Below are 15049 nucleotides of genomic sequence, written 5' to 3'. Positions count from 1 at the left end.
GCGCCGCAGCCCTCGGCGCCCGCCGCGCCGTCCGGGGCCCGCACCCTGCCCACCGCCGCCGGGGGAGCGCCCGCCGCGCGCCCGCCGCGCTCCGCCGCGGCCACGGCGCGGGCCTGGGCCGAACTGCTGCGTATCCCGGCCGTGTTCACGGTGCCCGGCGACGTGCTCGCCGGCACGGCGGCCGCCGGGGCGCGGGCCGGGCGGTCCACCGCCCTGGCGATCGGCGCCTCGGTGTGCCTGTACGAGGCGGGCATGGCCCTCAACGACTGGGCGGACCGGGACGAGGACGCGGTGCAGCGCCCGCAGCGGCCGCTGCCCTCGGGCCGCATCCGGCCACGGGCCGCCCTTGCGGCGGCGGGCACGCTGAGCGTGGCGGGCCTGGCCCTGGCCGCCTGCGCGGGCCGCCGGACGTTCGCGGTCGCCGCGCCGCTGGCGGCCACCGTGTGGGCGTACGACCTGAAGCTGAAGCACACACCGGCGGGCCCGGTCGCCATGGCCGCCGCCCGCTCCCTGGACCTGCTGCTCGGCGCGGCCGCCACCGACGGCCCCCTGCGCCCGGCGCTCGCCCCGGCCGCCCTGCTGGGCAGTCACACCTGCGCCGTCACCCTGGTCTCCCGCCGCGAGGCGGAGGGCGGCTCGACGACCGCCCCGCTCGTCGCCCTGGTGGCCACAGCGGCGGTGGCGACGACGGTCTCCGGCGGGGCCGGGGTCCTTCGTGGGGCCAAAGTCTTGCGTGGCGCCGACGTCTCCCGAGAAGGCGCCGTCCGCAGCGCGCTCGCTCTCGGCTACGGGGTCACCTTCGCGCGGCCCCTCGCGCATGCCGTGCTGAATCCCTCTCCCGTGCTGACCCAGCGGGCGGTCGGCGCCGGGATCCGGGCCACGATCGCGCTTCAGGGGGCGCTGGCGGCGTGGGCCGGCGCGCCCGGGACCGGGTTGCTGGCCACGGCGCTCGCGCCGGTCGCGGCCCGGCTGGCGCGCAGGGTGAGCACCACGTGAACGGGCTGCGCCTGGGATACGGCACGAACGGGCTGACCGACCTGCGCCTGGAGGACGCCCTCGCTCTGCTGGCCGACCTCGGCTACGACGGCGTCGGCCTGACCCTCGACCACATGCACCTCGACCCCCTGGCCCGCGACCTGCCCGCCCGCACCACCCGCCTCGCCCAGCGGCTCGGCGAGCTCGGCCTCGGTGTCACCGTGGAGACCGGCGGACGCTACGTCCTCGACCCGCGCCGCAAGCACGGCCCGAGCCTGCTGGACGACGACGAGGACGCCCGCTGGACCCGCATCCGGCTGCTGGTCCGCGCCGTACGGATCGCCGCCGAACTCGGCGCCCACGCCGTGCACTGCTTCAGCGGCGTCGGCCCGCCCGGCGTCGACGCCGACACCGCCTGGCAGCGCCTGGCCGGCGCCCTGGACCCGGTGCTGGACGCCGCGGACGAGGCGGGCATCCCGCTCGCCGTCGAACCCGAACCCGGCCATCTGCTGGCCACCCTCGCCGACTTCCACCGGCTGCGCTCCGACCTGGGCGACCCCGCCCCGCTCGGCCTGACCCTCGACATCGGGCACTGCCAGTGCCTGGAGTCCGCCCCCGTGCAGGACTGCGTGCGCCAGGCCGCGCCCTGGCTGCGGCACGTGCAGATCGAGGACATGCGGCGCGGCGTCCACGAGCACCTGCCGTTCGGCGAGGGAGAGATCGACTTCCCGCCCGTCCTCGCGGCCCTGGCCGACAGCGGCTACCGGGGACTGACCGTTGTCGAACTGCCCCGCCACTCCCACGCCGGACCCGAACTCGCCGCCCGCTCCCTGGACTTCCTGCGAAACGGAGGCACGAGATGACCGCTGTGCACGCCGGCCCGGACACCGGGCAGGGCGGCGCGGCCCGGCCCGAGACCCTCGCGGCCGGCCTCGACGAGGACGCGCGGCGCTGGCTGGAGCAGGCCCGCGCCGAGGCCGCCGCGCAGGCACCCGGATGGGAGCCGCGCTTCGCCGAGGCCGGCCGCCGCTGCGGGCCCGCCGACGACGCCCGGGTGCTGCTGCTGACCGCGGCCCGGCCGGACCCGGCCGACCTGACCCGGCTGTACCGCCAGGGCACGGCCGCCGAGCGCCGGGCCGTACTGCTCGCGCTGCCCCTGCTGGAGACCGACCCCGCGCACGGCGTACCGCTCGTCGAGGACGCACTGCGCACCAACGACACCAGCCTGCTGGCCGCGGCCCTCGGCGACTACGCCGCCCGGCACCTTCAGGCGCACACCTGGCGGCACGCCGTCCTCAAGTGCCTGTTCACCGGTGTGCCCGTGAGCCGGGTCGCCGGCCTTGCGAGCCGCTCCCGCGGGGACGGCGAACTGGCCCGGATGCTGCGCGCGTACGCCGCCGAGCGCACTGCGGCCGGCCGGGCGGTCCCCGACGACCTGCACCACGTGCTCGCCCTGACCGAGGAGGAGCGGTAATGCGCATCTTCGACCCGCACATCCACATGACCTCCCGCACCACCGACGACTACGAGGCGATGCACGCCGCCGGTGTCCGCGCGATCGTCGAGCCGGCCTTCTGGCTCGGCCAGCCCCGCACCTCGCCCGCCTCCTTCCACGACTACTTCGACTCCCTCCTCGGCTGGGAGCCCTTCCGCGCCGCCCAGTACGGCATCACCCACCACTGCACGCTGGCCCTCAACCCCAAGGAGGCCAACGACCCGCGCTGCGCACCGGTCCTCGACGACCTGCCCCGCTACCTGGTCAAGGACCAGGTCGTCGCGGTCGGTGAGATCGGCTACGACTCGATGACCCCGGCCGAGGACACCGCCCTGGAGCACCAGCTCCAGCTCGCCGCCGACCATGACCTGCCCGCCCTCGTGCACACCCCGCACCGCGACAAGCTCGCCGGGCTGCGCCGCACCCTCGACGCCGTCGCCGCCTCCGCGCTGCCCGCCGAGCGGGTGCTCCTCGACCACCTGAACGAGACCACCGTCGAGGAGGCCAAGGACAGCGGCGCCTGGCTCGGCTTCTCCGTCTATCCGGACACCAAGATGGACGAGCGGCGCATGGTCGCCGTGCTGAGGGAGTTCGGCCCGGAGAAGGTGCTGGTCAACTCCGCCGCCGACTGGGGAAAGAGCGACCCGCTCAAGACCCGCAAGGTCGCCGACGCCATGCTCGCCGCCGGCTTCGACGAGGACGACGTCGACCTGGTGCTGTGGCGCAACCCGGTGGCCTTCTACTCCCTCAGCGGCCGGCTGCGCCTGACGGCGCCCGCCACCGGGCCCACCCACGAGGGCAACTCGATCCTGCGCGGCGCCCCCGCCACCGGCACGGCGGCGCATCCCGTGGCCGCCGGGGCGTGAGCCGTGCGCCTGCGGCATCCGGACGGCAGCGTCGTCCACCTCGCCTACTGCACCAACGTGCACCCGGCCGAAACCCTCGACGGGGTCCTCGCCCAGCTGGACACCCACTGCACCGCGGTGCGCGAGCGCCTCGGCGTGCCCCGGCTCGGCATCGGGCTGTGGCTCGCGCGGGACGCCGCCCACACCCTCGACACCGACCCGCGGGCGCTGCGCACCCTGCGTACCGCCCTGGACCGGGCCGGTCTGGAGGTCGTCACCCTCAACGGCTTCCCCTACCAGGGCTTCGGCGCCGAGGAGGTCAAGTACCGGGTGTACGAGCCCGACTGGGCCGACCCCGAGCGGCTCGCGTACACCCTGGCCCTCGCCCGGGTCCTCGCCGCGCTGCTGCCCGACGACGCCGCCGAGGGCACCATCTCCACCCTGCCGCTGGCCTGGCGCACTGCCCACGACGCACCGCGCGCCGCCCGCGCCCACGCGGCCCTCACCGAACTCGTCGGCCGGCTCGACGACCTGCACGCGGCGACCGGCCGCTCGGTGCGCGTCGCCCTGGAACCCGAGCCCGGCTGTGTGGTGGAGACCTGCGCCGACGCGATCGGCCCGCTGACCTCCGTCGGGCACGCCCGCCTCGGGATCTGCGTCGACACCTGCCATCTGGCCACGTCCTTCGAGGAGCCGGAACCCGCCCTCGCGGCCCTCACCGGCGCCGGGGTGGAGGTCGTCAAGTGCCAGCTGTCCGCGGCGCTGCACGCCGAGCACCCGGACCGGCCCGAGGTGCGCGCCGCCCTGGCCGCGTTCGACGAGCCGCGCTTCTTGCACCAGACCCGTGCCACCACCGGCTCGGGACTGCTCGGCACCGACGACCTCGGGCCCGCCCTGGCCGGCGGAACACTGCCGACGGACACGCCGTGGCGCGCCCACTTCCACGTCCCGCTGCACGCGCCGCCCGCCGAGCCCCTGACCTCCACCCTGCCCGTCCTGCGCCGGACCGTGGCCGCCCTGGTCGGCGGCGAACGGCCGCTGACCAGGCACCTGGAGGTGGAGACGTACACCTGGCAGGCGCTGCCGCCGGCGCTGCGCCCGCGCGACGCCGGGCAGCTCGCCGACGGCATCGCCGCCGAACTCGCCCTCGCCCGCGACCTGTTGACCGACCACGGCCTGAAGGAACTGCCATGACCCGACCCGCGGGACCCGTGCCCCTGCTCGTCCTCGACGTCGTCGGTCTCACCCCGGCACTGCTCGCCCACATGCCCCACCTGCGCGCCCTGGGCGAGCGCGGGTCACGGGCGGCCCTGGACACCGTGCTGCCCGCGGTCACCTGCTCGGTGCAGGCCACCTTGCTCACCGGCCGCACGCCCGCCGAGCACGGCATCGTGGGCAACGGCTGGTACTTCCGCGACCTCGGCGAGGTTCTGCTGTGGCGGCAGAGCCACCACCTGATCGAGGGGGAGCGGGTGTGGGACGCGGCCCGCCGCGCGCATCCCGGCTACACCGTCGCCAACATCTGCTGGTGGTACGCGATGGGCGCCGACACCGATTTCACCGTCACCCCCCGCCCGGTCTACCGCGCCGACGGCCGCAAGGAACCCGACTGCTACACCCGGCCCGCCGCCCTGCACGACGAACTCACCGCACGCCTGGGCACCTTCCCGCTGTTCAGCTACTGGGGCCCGGGCGCGGGCCTGGCCTCCTCGCGCTGGATCATCGAGGCCACCCGGTACGTGCTGACCGCCCACAGCCCCGACCTGACCCTGGCCTACCTGCCCCACCTCGACTACGACCTGCAGCGCTTCGGCCCCGACGACCCCCGCTCGCACCGGGCCGCCGCCGACCTGGACGCGGCCCTGGCCCCGCTGCTCGACGACGCCCGCGCGCAGGGCCGTACCGTGGTCGCGCTGTCCGAGTACGGCATCACGCCCGCCCGCCGGCCCGTCGACATCAACCGCGCCCTGCGCCGCGCCGGCCTGCTTCAGGTGCACACCCAGGACGGCATGGAGTACCTCGACCCGCTGGCGTCCCGGGCGTTCGCGGTCGCCGACCACCAGATCGCCCATGTCTACGTGCGCCGCCCCGAGGACCTCCCGGCCACCCGCGCGGTCCTCGACGACCTGCCCGGCATCGGTCTGCTCCTCGACGACACCGGCAAGAAGGCACACGGCCTCGACCATCCCCGCTCCGGCGAACTCGTCGCCGTGGCGCAGCCGGACGCCTGGTTCACGTACTACTACTGGCTCGACGACGCCCACGCGCCCGACTTCGCGCAGCTCGTCGAGATCCACCGCAAACCCGGCTACGACCCCGCCGAACTCTTCCTCGACCCGGCCGACCCCTACGTCCGCGTCCGGGCCGCCTCCGCGCTGGCCCGCAAGAAGCTCGGTTTGCGCTACCGGATGGCCGTCGTCCCGTTGGACCCGTCCCCGGTGCGCGGCAGCCACGGCCGGCTGCCCGGCAGCGACGAGGAGGGTCCGCTGCTGTTGTGCTCGGCGCCCGGCGCGGCGGCCGGGCGGGTGGCGGCCACGGAGGTGAAGGGGCTGCTGCTGGAGCTGGCGGGGCTCGGCGGTGACGGCACTCGGCCGCCGCGCGAGCCGGCCTCCACCACCGCCTGAGACGGTCCCTGGAGCTCAACCCGCCCCCCACCGACGCTCCGGGCCCGGTCGAGACGCTGGTCCGACCATCGGATGCGTCCGGTTTCCGGCTGTGGCCGAGAAGACTCACATAAGGGGTCCCTGCCCGTGAAAAAGATCGCTTCGTCGGCAGCGCTGTCCGGGCGGGCCGAGCGAATAGAGGAGCGCACCCGCCCCGACACCTGGAAGAAGCCGCCGCGCCGCATCGAGAAGTCAGAGTGCATCACTTGTGACACGTGCCTGCGCAGCTGCCCGGAGGAGTTCGGGGCCATCTTCGACCGCGGCCTGGATGTCGTGATCATCCCCGAGCTGTGCTCGGGCTGCCCCCAGTGCGTACTGGAGTGCCCCGTGGACTGCATCTACGTGGATGAGGAATGGACCCCGACCGACGAGCCGATGTGGAACCACATCGAACTCACCGCCGAGGACGTGTGATGAGTGGCCTGCCCGATCAGAGTGAGTCCCGCCGTGCCGCCAACGCCCGGAAGCGGATCAGCCGCCGCCCGAGCCGCCTCGGCATCCCGGCGGGCACGGTCACACCGGACCGCACGTTCGACCCCCAGGCCGGCTTCCCCGGCCTGCTGACGCGGACCTGGCAGAGCGCCGAGGAGAGCACCGACCTCCGCTCCTTCGTGGAGGTGCTGCTCACCCTCGACGGCCACGTCCCCGCCGACATCCAGCTGCGCGCCCTCAGCACGCCCGAGGAGGCCGCGCTGAAGGTGCTGTGCGGGGTGACCTGGCGCACCGACGACGACGGCGAGACCGGCACCGTCCGTTCGGCGTGCGGGCTGACCTGGCGCGAGGAGGAGACCGGCGAGGCCGCGTCCGACGCGCCCGCCGCCGAGCACGGCGAGGGCGGCGAGGACGAAGAGCCCGCCTTCCTCGGCGAGATCGGCCTGTCCACCTCCGGCCGCATCGTGCTGCGCGTCCCCTCCCAGGCACCGCTCGCCCAAGGCACCCTCGTCGGCGGCGTCCGGCGGATCCCCTGGACGCGCCAGGACCTGGACGCCTACCGGCAGGAGACGGAGCGCGCCGCCGCCCGGCTGGCCGACTCCGTGGCCGACTGCCGGCGCTGGCTCGCCGCGCAGGGCACCGAGGGCCGCGACGCGCTGCTGGAACAGGCCACCGAGGCGGCGCTGCGCACCGCGCCGTTCGTGCTCCACCAGCAGGACAAGCAGTACACGAACTTCCGCGCCGCCAACAACCTCACCGGCAAGACGCTGTGGCCCGGGCACCCGGACTGCGCGCTCAGCAGCCTGCGCGGCCTGCCGCTGGAGCTGTGGTCGGACGGCGACGTACAACTCCTCGTCTGCCTGATCCTGCTCATCCGCTCGGCCGGCGCCGGCCGGGTCGAGGAGGCCAACGGCACCCAGCTGACGGTCGATCACGTCGCCTACATGCTGGAGCGGGTCCGCCGCGGCTACAACGGCATCCCCGGCGGCGAACCGGTCCCGGCGCCCGCCTCGCACACCGTCGCCGCCCTCGACGAACTCGCCGTCGCCCTGCGCGCCCGCCGGCAGCACGCCCTGCGCGGTGCCCAGCTGTACCGCGAGATCCACGGCGCCCTCATGCACAAGATCGAGCGCGTGGCGCAGGCGCCCGGCGAGCGGGCCCTGGCCCGCGAGGACGCGTTGTGCGCCCGGCTCACCGACGCGCTGCCGGTGACCGGTTCCACGCTCGCGGAGCTCGGCGAGGGCCTGGCCGCCGCACCGGACTGGCTGGCCGCCCCGTACGGCGACTTCGGCACCGGCCTGGAGCACCTCGTGTACGAGACGGTGGCCGCGACCACCGACGTGTTCGAGGCCGACTTCACGATGAGCCGGGGCATCCGCTCGCTGCCCGCCCTCGTCTCGGCGCTGCGCGAGGAGCGCTGGGCGGAGATCTGCGACTGGGACATCACCCGCTTCTTCTGCTGCGTGGTCCCGCACCCCTCCGCCGCACGGCACTTCGGCGACTCGATCTCCGCGCTCGCCGACGCCGCCTGGGCGATGTCCTCGCGGATGCAGTACAACTCCTGGCACTTCATCGCGGGCAACCTGCCCCGCTCCACCGAGGTGATGGCCCGCGACCACTTCGTGCCGCCCACCATCCCGGACGTCGCGTTCTACTCCGACCAGCACCACCACGGCCACGTCAACAACAAGGTGCGGTTCTCCATCCGCACCCCGCAGGCCGTCGAGGTGGACGGACGGAGCTTCAACGGCTTCATCGACCTCAGGCTGCTGCGCAGCGACGGCGTCCCGTTCGACGAGCAGGACCTGCTCGCCGCGCACCGCGTCTCGGCGTTCGTCGCCCGCGCCACCGGCCTGGCCGCCGGCATGGCCGCGGCCGGCCGGCCCGTCGAGGTCACCGCGTTCGACTCACCCTGGCACTGGTCGGTCATCACGGGCGGCGTACCCGCGGCGGCCGGCACCGCCCCCGGGCAGGTTCGCCGTGCGTCCTGACACGCACGGCGGGCCCCGCCCCGTTCCGTATTCGGCGCGCTCTTGAAGGAGAGCCGATGACCGCCCGCGGCATCAGTCAGATCAAGGAACTCCTGTCCCGAGGAGAGCTCACCGTCGTCGAGCACGTCCAGTCCGTCCTGACCGCGATCCGCGAGCGGGACACCCTGGACTCCTACGTCGCGGTCGCGGGCGACGAGGCCCTGCGGGCCGCCGAACGGGCCGACGCGCTCATCCGGGACAAGGGCCGCGAGGCCTGGTGGGAGCTGCCGCTGCTGGGCGTCACGGTCTCCGTCAAGGACCTGCTGCAGACCCGCGACCTGCCCACCACGCGCGGCTCGCTGCTGCCCAACGACCGTCCGCGCGAGGACGCCCCGGCCGTGGCCCGGGTGCGCGCGGCCGGCGGGATCGTCGTCGGCAAGACCACCACGTCCGAGTTCGGCTGGAGCGCCTCCACCGTGGGCCGGGTCGCCCCGCCCACCCGCAACCCCTACGACGCGCGGCTGACCGCGGGCGGCTCCAGCGGCGGGGCCGGCGCCGCGGTCGCGGCCGGGCTGTGCGAGGGCTCCCTGGGCACCGACGGCTCCGGCTCCATCCGGATCCCGGCCGCGTTCTGCGGCGTCGTCGGCTACAAGCCGTCCTACGGCCGCGTGCCCTACTTCCCGAACGGGGCCGACCGTCTCGCCCACCAGGGCCCCCTCGCGCTCACCGTCGCCGACGCCGGGCTGCTCGGCCAGGTCATCGCCGGCCCGCACCCCACCGACCCCGACTCCGGGCTCGGCTCGCTGGACTCCCCGCGCGACGTGCGCGCCCTGCGGATCGGCTGGATCGAGTACGAGGGCACCGACCCGGAGATCCGCCGCGTCACCGAACAGGGCAAAGAGGTACTGATCGCCGAGGGACACCGGGTGGAGGATGTGGAGGTGCGCTGCCAGAACCTCTACCCGGCCGTCGTCGACATCCTCTCCGCCAGTGAGGCCGCCGGCACCCCGCCCGAGCACGAGGCCTGGTGCGACCCGGGCCGGCTGGAGATCGTCCGCCACGGACGCACCCTCAGCGGCGTCCGGGTGATCCAGGCCGAGGAGGTGCGCCAGAACCTGCGCGCCACGCTGCGTTCCGTCATGGACCGCTACGACCTGCTGGCCATGGCGACCGTGCCCGTCGAGCCCTTCGAGGCCGACGCGATAGGCCCCGCCTGGGCGGCCGACCCCCGCGACCTGATGTGGCTGTCGTGGGCGCCGGCCTCGTACCCCTACAACATGACCGGCCAGCCCGCCGTGTCCCTTCCCGCCGGTCTGACCCGCGCCGGACTTCCGGCCGGCCTGCAACTCGTCGGCCCGGTCGGCGCCGACGATCTCGTCCTGACGGTGGCCCGCCGCCTGGAGGCGTTGCTGGAGCCGCTGCCGCACCCGCCCGCGGCCGACCTCATCCCTGTCACCTCCGGCGAAAGGACGCTCTGAACCATGTATGCCAGGTCATGGTCCACCCCCTCCGCGGAGGGCAGCGTCGGGCGGCCCTCGTTCGTCACCGACCACGGGCTCTGGGACGCCGAGCAACTCGCCGCAGCCGAGCGGGTCGAGGCCGCCCTCGACGGCGTCGACCTCGTCCGCGTCGCCTTCGGCGACCCGCACGGGCTGGCCCGCTCCAAGACGCTGACCGTCCAGGCGTTCCGCAGCGTGCTGCGCAACGGCATGAACTTCAGCCCCGGGCCGTTCCTGTTCGACACCGGGCACGCCGTCGCCGTCGACTTCCTCGGCGACCACGGCATCGGCGTCGACGAGATCGCCGGCGCCGGCAACTTCATCCTGGTGCCCGACCCGGTCACCTTCCAGGTGCTGCCCGGCCGCGGGCCGCGCACCGCCTGGGTGATCGGCAACGAGTACCTGCGCGACGGCAGCCCGCACCCGCTGTCCGGACGGGCCGCGCTGCGCCGGGTCCTTCGCCGCTACGCCGACCAGGGGCTCGCGCCCGTGATCGGCCTGGAGGTCGAGTGGTACCTCACCCGCCGGCTCGACGACGAACCCGGCAACCAGGGCAACGGCTTCGGCCTGCAGGGCCAGGCGCCGCGGGTGACCGCCGTCAACGCCGGCTACCAGTTCAACCTCGACGCCGCGTACGACACCGTCGCCCCCCTCACCGACCAGCTGGCGATGCAGCTGCTCAAGCTGGGCCTGCCGCTCAGGTCGATGGAGCACGAGTCCGGACCGGGCCAGGTGGAGACCACCTTCAGCCCCATGTCGGCGCTGGACGTGGCCGACGCGATGCTGCTGTTCCGCACCTACACCAAGCGGTTCTGCGCCCGCCGCGGCTACCACGCCTCCTTCATGTCGCAGCCGCTGCTGGACGCCGCCGACCCCAGCGGCTGGCACCTGAACCAGTCCGTCGTGGAGAGCGCGACCGGCCGCAACATCTTCAGCGCCGAGGGCCTGTCCGGCGGTCTGTCCCCGCAGGGCAAGGCCTACGCCGAAGGCCTGCTGTCCTGGGCGCGCGAGCTGTGCCTGCTGTCGGTGCCCACCATCAACGGCTACCGGCGCCTGGCCGCCGAGCACGCCCTCGCGCCGACCCGGGTCGGCTGGAGCTTCGAGGACCGCACCGCGATGCTCCGGGTGGTCGGCAGCGGCGCCGGCGCCCACATCGAGAACCGCATGGGCGAACCCTGCGCCAACTCCTATCTCAACATCGCGGCCCAGCTGTTCGCCGGCCTCGACGGCATCACCGCGGCCCCCGCGACGGGCGCGTCCGGCCCGTCCACGGGCAGCGAGCCGGGCGACGGCCCCGGCCAGGTCGTGCCGCAGTCCCTGGGCGAGGCGCTCGACGCCTTCCGCGCCGGCCGCGCCGAGCAGGTCCTCGGCACGCCGCTCGCCGCGTGCCTGGCCAAGCTGAAGGAGAGCGAGCTCAGCCGCTTCGAGGCGTGGTGCGTGCAGGCCGCCCCCGCGCCGGGCCGCGTCACCGAGTGGGAGCAGCGCGAGTACTTCGGGGCGTACTGAGGGAGCGCCCCGAAACAAGGGTCCGGTGCGGCGGAGGTCACCGCACCGGGCCCTCCTCACAGCCCCTCATCAGCCCACGGACGAAGGCCCTTTCATGATTCCTCGCTACACGCTGCCCGAGATGGCCGACCTCTTCTCCGACCAGTCGCGCTACGCCACCTGGGTCAGGGTCGAGATCCTCGCCACCGAGGCCCAGGTCGAGCTCGGACGCGTACCGAAAGAGGCCCTGGAGGACATGCGCCGGGCCCGCGTACCGCTGGCCGCCCGGGTCGCCGAGATCGAGAAGGAACGCGACCACGAGGTGCTGTCCTTCCTCGCCGCGTACTGCGAGGACATCCCCGACTCCGCCGCCCGCTGGGTGCACCTCGGCATGACCAGCTACGACCTGGTCGACACCTCCCTCGGCCACACCCTGGCCCGCGCCACCGACCTGCTGACCGGCGCCGCGAGCCGGCTGCGCCGGGTGCTGGCCGACAAGGCGCTGGCGCACTGGGACACCGTGATGGTGGGACGCACCCACGGCGTCCACGCCGAGCCCACCACGTTCGGGCACAAGCTCGGCGGCTACGCCTTCGCCGTCGACCGCTCCATCAAGCGGCTCGCCGCGGCGCGCGACGCCGTCGCCGTCGGCACCATCTCCGGCTCGGTGGGCACCTACGCCCTGATCGACCCGTTCGTCGAGGCGTACGTGTGCGAGGCCCTCGGCCTGGGCGTCGAGCCGGTGCCCAGCCAGGTCGTCGCCCGCGACCGGCACGCCCAGCTGCTGCAGGCCGTGGCCGCGCTCGGCGCCTGCATCGAGCAGGTCGCCCTGGAACTGCGGCTGTTGCAGCGCACCGAGGTGCGCGAGGTGGAGGAGCACCGCGCCGTCGCCTACCAGGGCTCCAGCGCCATGCCGCACAAGCGCAACCCCACCACCAGCGAGCGGCTGTGCGGCCTGGCCCGGCTGCTGCGCGGCTACGCCGGCACGGCGCTCGAGAACGTGGCGCTGTGGCACGAGCGGGACCTGGCCCACCAGTCCGTGGAGCGGGTCATCCTCCCCGACAGCCTGTCCGTGGGCCACTTCCAGGCCACCAGGGCGGCCGATCTGGTCGAGGCGCTCACCGTCAACTCGCAGCGGATGCGGGCCCACATCGACCAGACCGACGGCCTGATCTACAGCTCGTCGGTCCTCGCCGACCTGCTGGGCGACGGCATGGAGCGGGAGCGGGCCTACCGCTCGGTGCAGGCCGCGGCGAACCACACCATCGCCACCGGCGAACACTTCGGCACCTCCCTCGCCAAGGAGGGCATCGACCTGGGGAAGCTCGAACCCGAGCGCTTCCTCACCCACCACGACGTCATTCACAGCCGATTGGAGAAGCTTCGTGAGCTGGACGATTGAGCGGGTCGAGGGCGCCGGCCTCGACCTGGACGAGGTGCTGGAGGTGTACCGCTCCTCGGGGCTCGGGGAGCGGCGCCCGGTGGCGGACCGGGAGCGGATGGCCGCGATGGTGGAGAACGCCAACCTGGTGCTCGTCGCCCGGGACGCCGACGGCACGCTCCTCGGCATCTGCCGCAGCGTGTCCGACTTCTCCTACGTCACCTACCTGTCCGACATCGCCGTGGCCGGCACCCACCAGCGCTCCGGGATCGGCCGCGCCCTGATCGACGCCACGCAGAAGGAGGCCCCGACCGCGAAGATCGTGCTGCTGTCGGCGCCCGCCGCCACGCAGTACTACCCGCGCATCGGGTTCACGCAGCACCAGTCGGCGTGGGTGCTCAACCCGTAACGGCCGTGCTCAGCCCGCAACGGCCGTGTTCGGCCAACGGCCGTGTTCGACGCGGTCGAGCCCCGCGCTGGATCGGGACTCGACCGCATGTCTGTACGTTCGAGGCGGGGCGTGGCCGAAAGTGAGGGGCCGTGGCCGGGCCCGGCCCGCGTCCATCCGGCTCACGTACCCACCGCACACGGCCGTGTCAGGATCCTGGGGGAGGCATGACGCACATGTCGGCACCGCCGCTGATGGAGCCCCGCACACCCGTCCCGCCGCCCTTCCGGCTGGTGAAGGACGCCCTACCGCACGCCACCCCACGTTCCTCCGCAGCCACGCCCAAGCGGCGCATCCTGGTGGTGGATCCCGAGGTCGACCGCATCGACTCCCTGGTGGCCCAGCTGCGCAGGCACGGCCACGAGCCGATCGGGGTCAAGCGCGGCGGAACGGCCCTGCAGGCGCACGCGGACGTCGACCTGGTGCTGCTGGCGCTGGAACTGCCGGACCTGGACGGGCTGGAGGTGTGCCGGGCCATCCGCTCGGTCAGCCGGGTGCCCGTCATCATCGTCACGGCCCGGCAGTCCGAACTGGACTGCGTCCTCGGCCTGCAGGCGGGCGCCGACGACTACGTCACCAAGCCGTTCGGGCTGCGTGAACTGATGGCCCGTATCGAAGCCGTCCTGCGCCGCGTCCAGTGGCAGCCGGCCGTGGTCCAGGAGATCCGGCACGGCCGGCTGCGCATCGACGTCAACTCCCGGGTGGTCACCGTCGACGGTGTCGAAGTCGCCCTGACCCGCAAGGAGTTCGACCTGCTGTGCCTGCTGGCCTCGCATCCGGACACGGTCATCCCGCGCAAGCAGCTGCTCCAGCAGGTGTGGGGCGACTCCTGGTCGCGGCGCACGGTCGACACCCATGTCAGCAGCCTGCGCGGCAAGCTGGGCGACAGCCGGTGGATCGTCACCGTGCGGGGGGTGGGTTTCCGGCTCGGCAACGGGTGACCGAAAGGCCGCGGCCTCGACCCGGTGCCCATCCGGCCCCCAGTGGTGCTTGAGCGCCGGCTGCTGTACTGCGTTGCACCACACGTCGGGGCGAGCGGGACGGGCGGCTGTGACCACCACCATCGACGAGACGGCCGGCACCGCGCGGGGACTGCGCGGCCAAGCCGTGCGTCTGCTGCCGTCCCTGCTGGTGCTCGCCGTCCTGCTGTCCCAGATCGACAGCACCGGCGCGCCACTCGGCGCGCACGGCGGCCGATTACCCCGCCCGCCGTGGGAGGCCGTCGCCTACCCGCTGGCCACCGCGGCCGCCCTGCCCGCCCTCGGCCGGCTCGGCGACCGGCGCGGACGGCGGTGCGTACTGGTCGGCGCGCTCATGGTGTTCCTGGCCGGAGCCTCGCTGAGCGCCGCGGCCCGCGCCCCCGACACGCTGGTCGCCTTCCGCACGCTCCAGGGCATCGGCGCGGGCGGCGTGACCGCCGCCGTCGTGGCGTTCCTCGCCGAACGCGTGCCCGCCCAGGAGCGGGCCTCCTACCAGGGCGTCCTCGTCGGTGCCACCACCCTCGCCATGACCGGCGGCCCGGTCGCGGACGGCACGATCACCGAACACCTCGGCCGGCACTGGGCGGTGACCGTCCTGCTGCCGCTCGGCGTCCTCGCGCTCCTCCTGGCGGCGGCCCTGCCGCCCGCGCCGCGGCCCGACGGCGCGCCGCGCGCCGACTACCGGGGCGCCGCGCTGCTGCTGGTGGCCCTCACCGTGCTCGTACGGATCGCCACCTGGGGCGGCGCCGGACACGCGCCCCGGACCGACGACCTGCTGGCGCTGGCCCTCGACGGAGCTGACCGGCTGTTCAGCCTTTTCTCCTGACCGTTCGACCCCGCCCCGCCGTTCTCCGCAGGGCACCGGCGTGCCCCCAT

The 15049-nt window shown here is 74.2% G+C and carries 14 protein-coding genes; all 14 read left to right on the top strand.

Annotated elements, in window-relative coordinates; genetic code table 11:
- Positions 1-45 precede the first annotated feature (45 nt).
- Complete coding sequence (locus tag IPZ69_RS13090) at positions 46-996, top strand: SCO3242 family prenyltransferase (RefSeq protein WP_445330170.1); 951 nt, start codon at positions 46-48, stop codon at positions 994-996.
- Positions 993-1838 (top strand): sugar phosphate isomerase/epimerase family protein, encoded by an 846-nt coding sequence (locus tag IPZ69_RS13085; protein WP_235454257.1) that lies wholly within the window; start codon positions 993-995, stop codon positions 1836-1838. The genes IPZ69_RS13090 and IPZ69_RS13085 overlap by 4 nt, the downstream gene beginning before the upstream one ends.
- The gene (locus IPZ69_RS13080; RefSeq protein WP_235454256.1) at positions 1835-2449 is read left to right on the top strand and encodes an EboA domain-containing protein; all 615 of its coding nucleotides are present in this window, start codon (positions 1835-1837) and stop codon (positions 2447-2449) included. The genes IPZ69_RS13085 and IPZ69_RS13080 overlap by 4 nt, the downstream gene beginning before the upstream one ends.
- Positions 2449-3336 (top strand): TatD family hydrolase, encoded by an 888-nt coding sequence (locus IPZ69_RS13075; protein WP_235454255.1) that lies wholly within the window; start codon positions 2449-2451, stop codon positions 3334-3336. The genes IPZ69_RS13080 and IPZ69_RS13075 overlap by 1 nt, the downstream gene beginning before the upstream one ends.
- 3 nt (positions 3337-3339) lie before the next feature.
- Entirely contained in the window at positions 3340-4509 is a 1170-nt protein-coding gene (eboE, locus tag IPZ69_RS13070) for a metabolite traffic protein EboE (RefSeq protein ID WP_235454254.1), read from the top strand.
- Positions 4506-5939, top strand: coding sequence for a nucleotide pyrophosphatase/phosphodiesterase family protein (locus tag IPZ69_RS13065; protein ID WP_235454253.1), 1434 nt, complete (start codon positions 4506-4508; stop codon positions 5937-5939). Before eboE ends, IPZ69_RS13065 begins: the two co-directional genes overlap by 4 nt.
- Before the next feature lie 126 nt (positions 5940-6065).
- Positions 6066-6392: a 4Fe-4S dicluster-binding protein gene (locus IPZ69_RS13060; RefSeq protein WP_235454252.1), complete on the top strand. Its 327-nt coding sequence runs from the start codon at positions 6066-6068 to the stop codon at positions 6390-6392.
- Positions 6392-8401: a hypothetical protein gene (locus IPZ69_RS13055; RefSeq protein WP_235454251.1), complete on the top strand. Its 2010-nt coding sequence runs from the start codon at positions 6392-6394 to the stop codon at positions 8399-8401. Before IPZ69_RS13060 ends, IPZ69_RS13055 begins: the two co-directional genes overlap by 1 nt.
- A gap of 56 nt (positions 8402-8457) precedes the next feature.
- Positions 8458-9858 (top strand): amidase, encoded by a 1401-nt coding sequence (locus IPZ69_RS13050; protein WP_235454250.1) that lies wholly within the window; start codon positions 8458-8460, stop codon positions 9856-9858.
- A 3-nt stretch (positions 9859-9861) separates the two neighbouring features.
- Positions 9862-11385, top strand: coding sequence for a glutamine synthetase family protein (locus tag IPZ69_RS13045; protein WP_235454249.1), 1524 nt, complete (start codon positions 9862-9864; stop codon positions 11383-11385).
- A 94-nt stretch (positions 11386-11479) separates the two neighbouring features.
- Entirely contained in the window at positions 11480-12766 is a 1287-nt protein-coding gene (gene purB, locus IPZ69_RS13040; protein ID WP_235454248.1) for an adenylosuccinate lyase, read from the top strand.
- Entirely contained in the window at positions 12750-13154 is a 405-nt protein-coding gene (locus IPZ69_RS13035; RefSeq protein WP_235454247.1) for a GNAT family N-acetyltransferase, read from the top strand. Before purB ends, IPZ69_RS13035 begins: the two co-directional genes overlap by 17 nt.
- Positions 13155-13369: 215 nt before the next feature.
- On the top strand, positions 13370-14134 hold the full coding sequence (locus tag IPZ69_RS13030) for a response regulator transcription factor (protein WP_235454246.1): 765 nt from the start codon (positions 13370-13372) through the stop codon (positions 14132-14134).
- Between the two features lie 109 nt (positions 14135-14243).
- Entirely contained in the window at positions 14244-14999 is a 756-nt protein-coding gene (locus IPZ69_RS13025; protein WP_235454245.1) for an MFS transporter, read from the top strand.
- Positions 15000-15049: the final 50 nt, after the last annotated feature.

Source organism: Streptomyces olivochromogenes (genome assembly GCF_021538895.1).
GTDB classification, from domain to species: domain Bacteria; phylum Actinomycetota; class Actinomycetes; order Streptomycetales; family Streptomycetaceae; genus Streptomyces; species Streptomyces olivochromogenes_A.
The sequence above is the reverse complement of the archived record's forward strand: the minus strand, read 5'-3'. Positions and strand labels throughout refer to the sequence as shown.

What these genes read in the sequence shown, in the direction of transcription:
- IPZ69_RS13080 (WP_235454256.1), top strand. Translation starts at nt 1,835, where the DNA reads ATGACCGCTGTGCACGCCGGCCCGGACACCGGGCAGGGCGGCGCGGCC.
- IPZ69_RS13075 (WP_235454255.1), top strand. Translation starts at nt 2,449, where the DNA reads ATGCGCATCTTCGACCCGCACATCCACATGACCTCCCGCACCACCGAC.
- IPZ69_RS13065 (WP_235454253.1), top strand. Translation starts at nt 4,506, where the DNA reads ATGACCCGACCCGCGGGACCCGTGCCCCTGCTCGTCCTCGACGTCGTC.
- IPZ69_RS13055 (WP_235454251.1), top strand. Translation starts at nt 6,392, where the DNA reads ATGAGTGGCCTGCCCGATCAGAGTGAGTCCCGCCGTGCCGCCAACGCC.
- IPZ69_RS13050 (WP_235454250.1), top strand. Translation starts at nt 8,458, where the DNA reads ATGACCGCCCGCGGCATCAGTCAGATCAAGGAACTCCTGTCCCGAGGA.
- IPZ69_RS13045 (WP_235454249.1), top strand. Translation starts at nt 9,862, where the DNA reads ATGTATGCCAGGTCATGGTCCACCCCCTCCGCGGAGGGCAGCGTCGGG.
- purB (WP_235454248.1), top strand. Translation starts at nt 11,480, where the DNA reads ATGATTCCTCGCTACACGCTGCCCGAGATGGCCGACCTCTTCTCCGAC.
- IPZ69_RS13030 (WP_235454246.1), top strand. Translation starts at nt 13,370, where the DNA reads ATGTCGGCACCGCCGCTGATGGAGCCCCGCACACCCGTCCCGCCGCCC.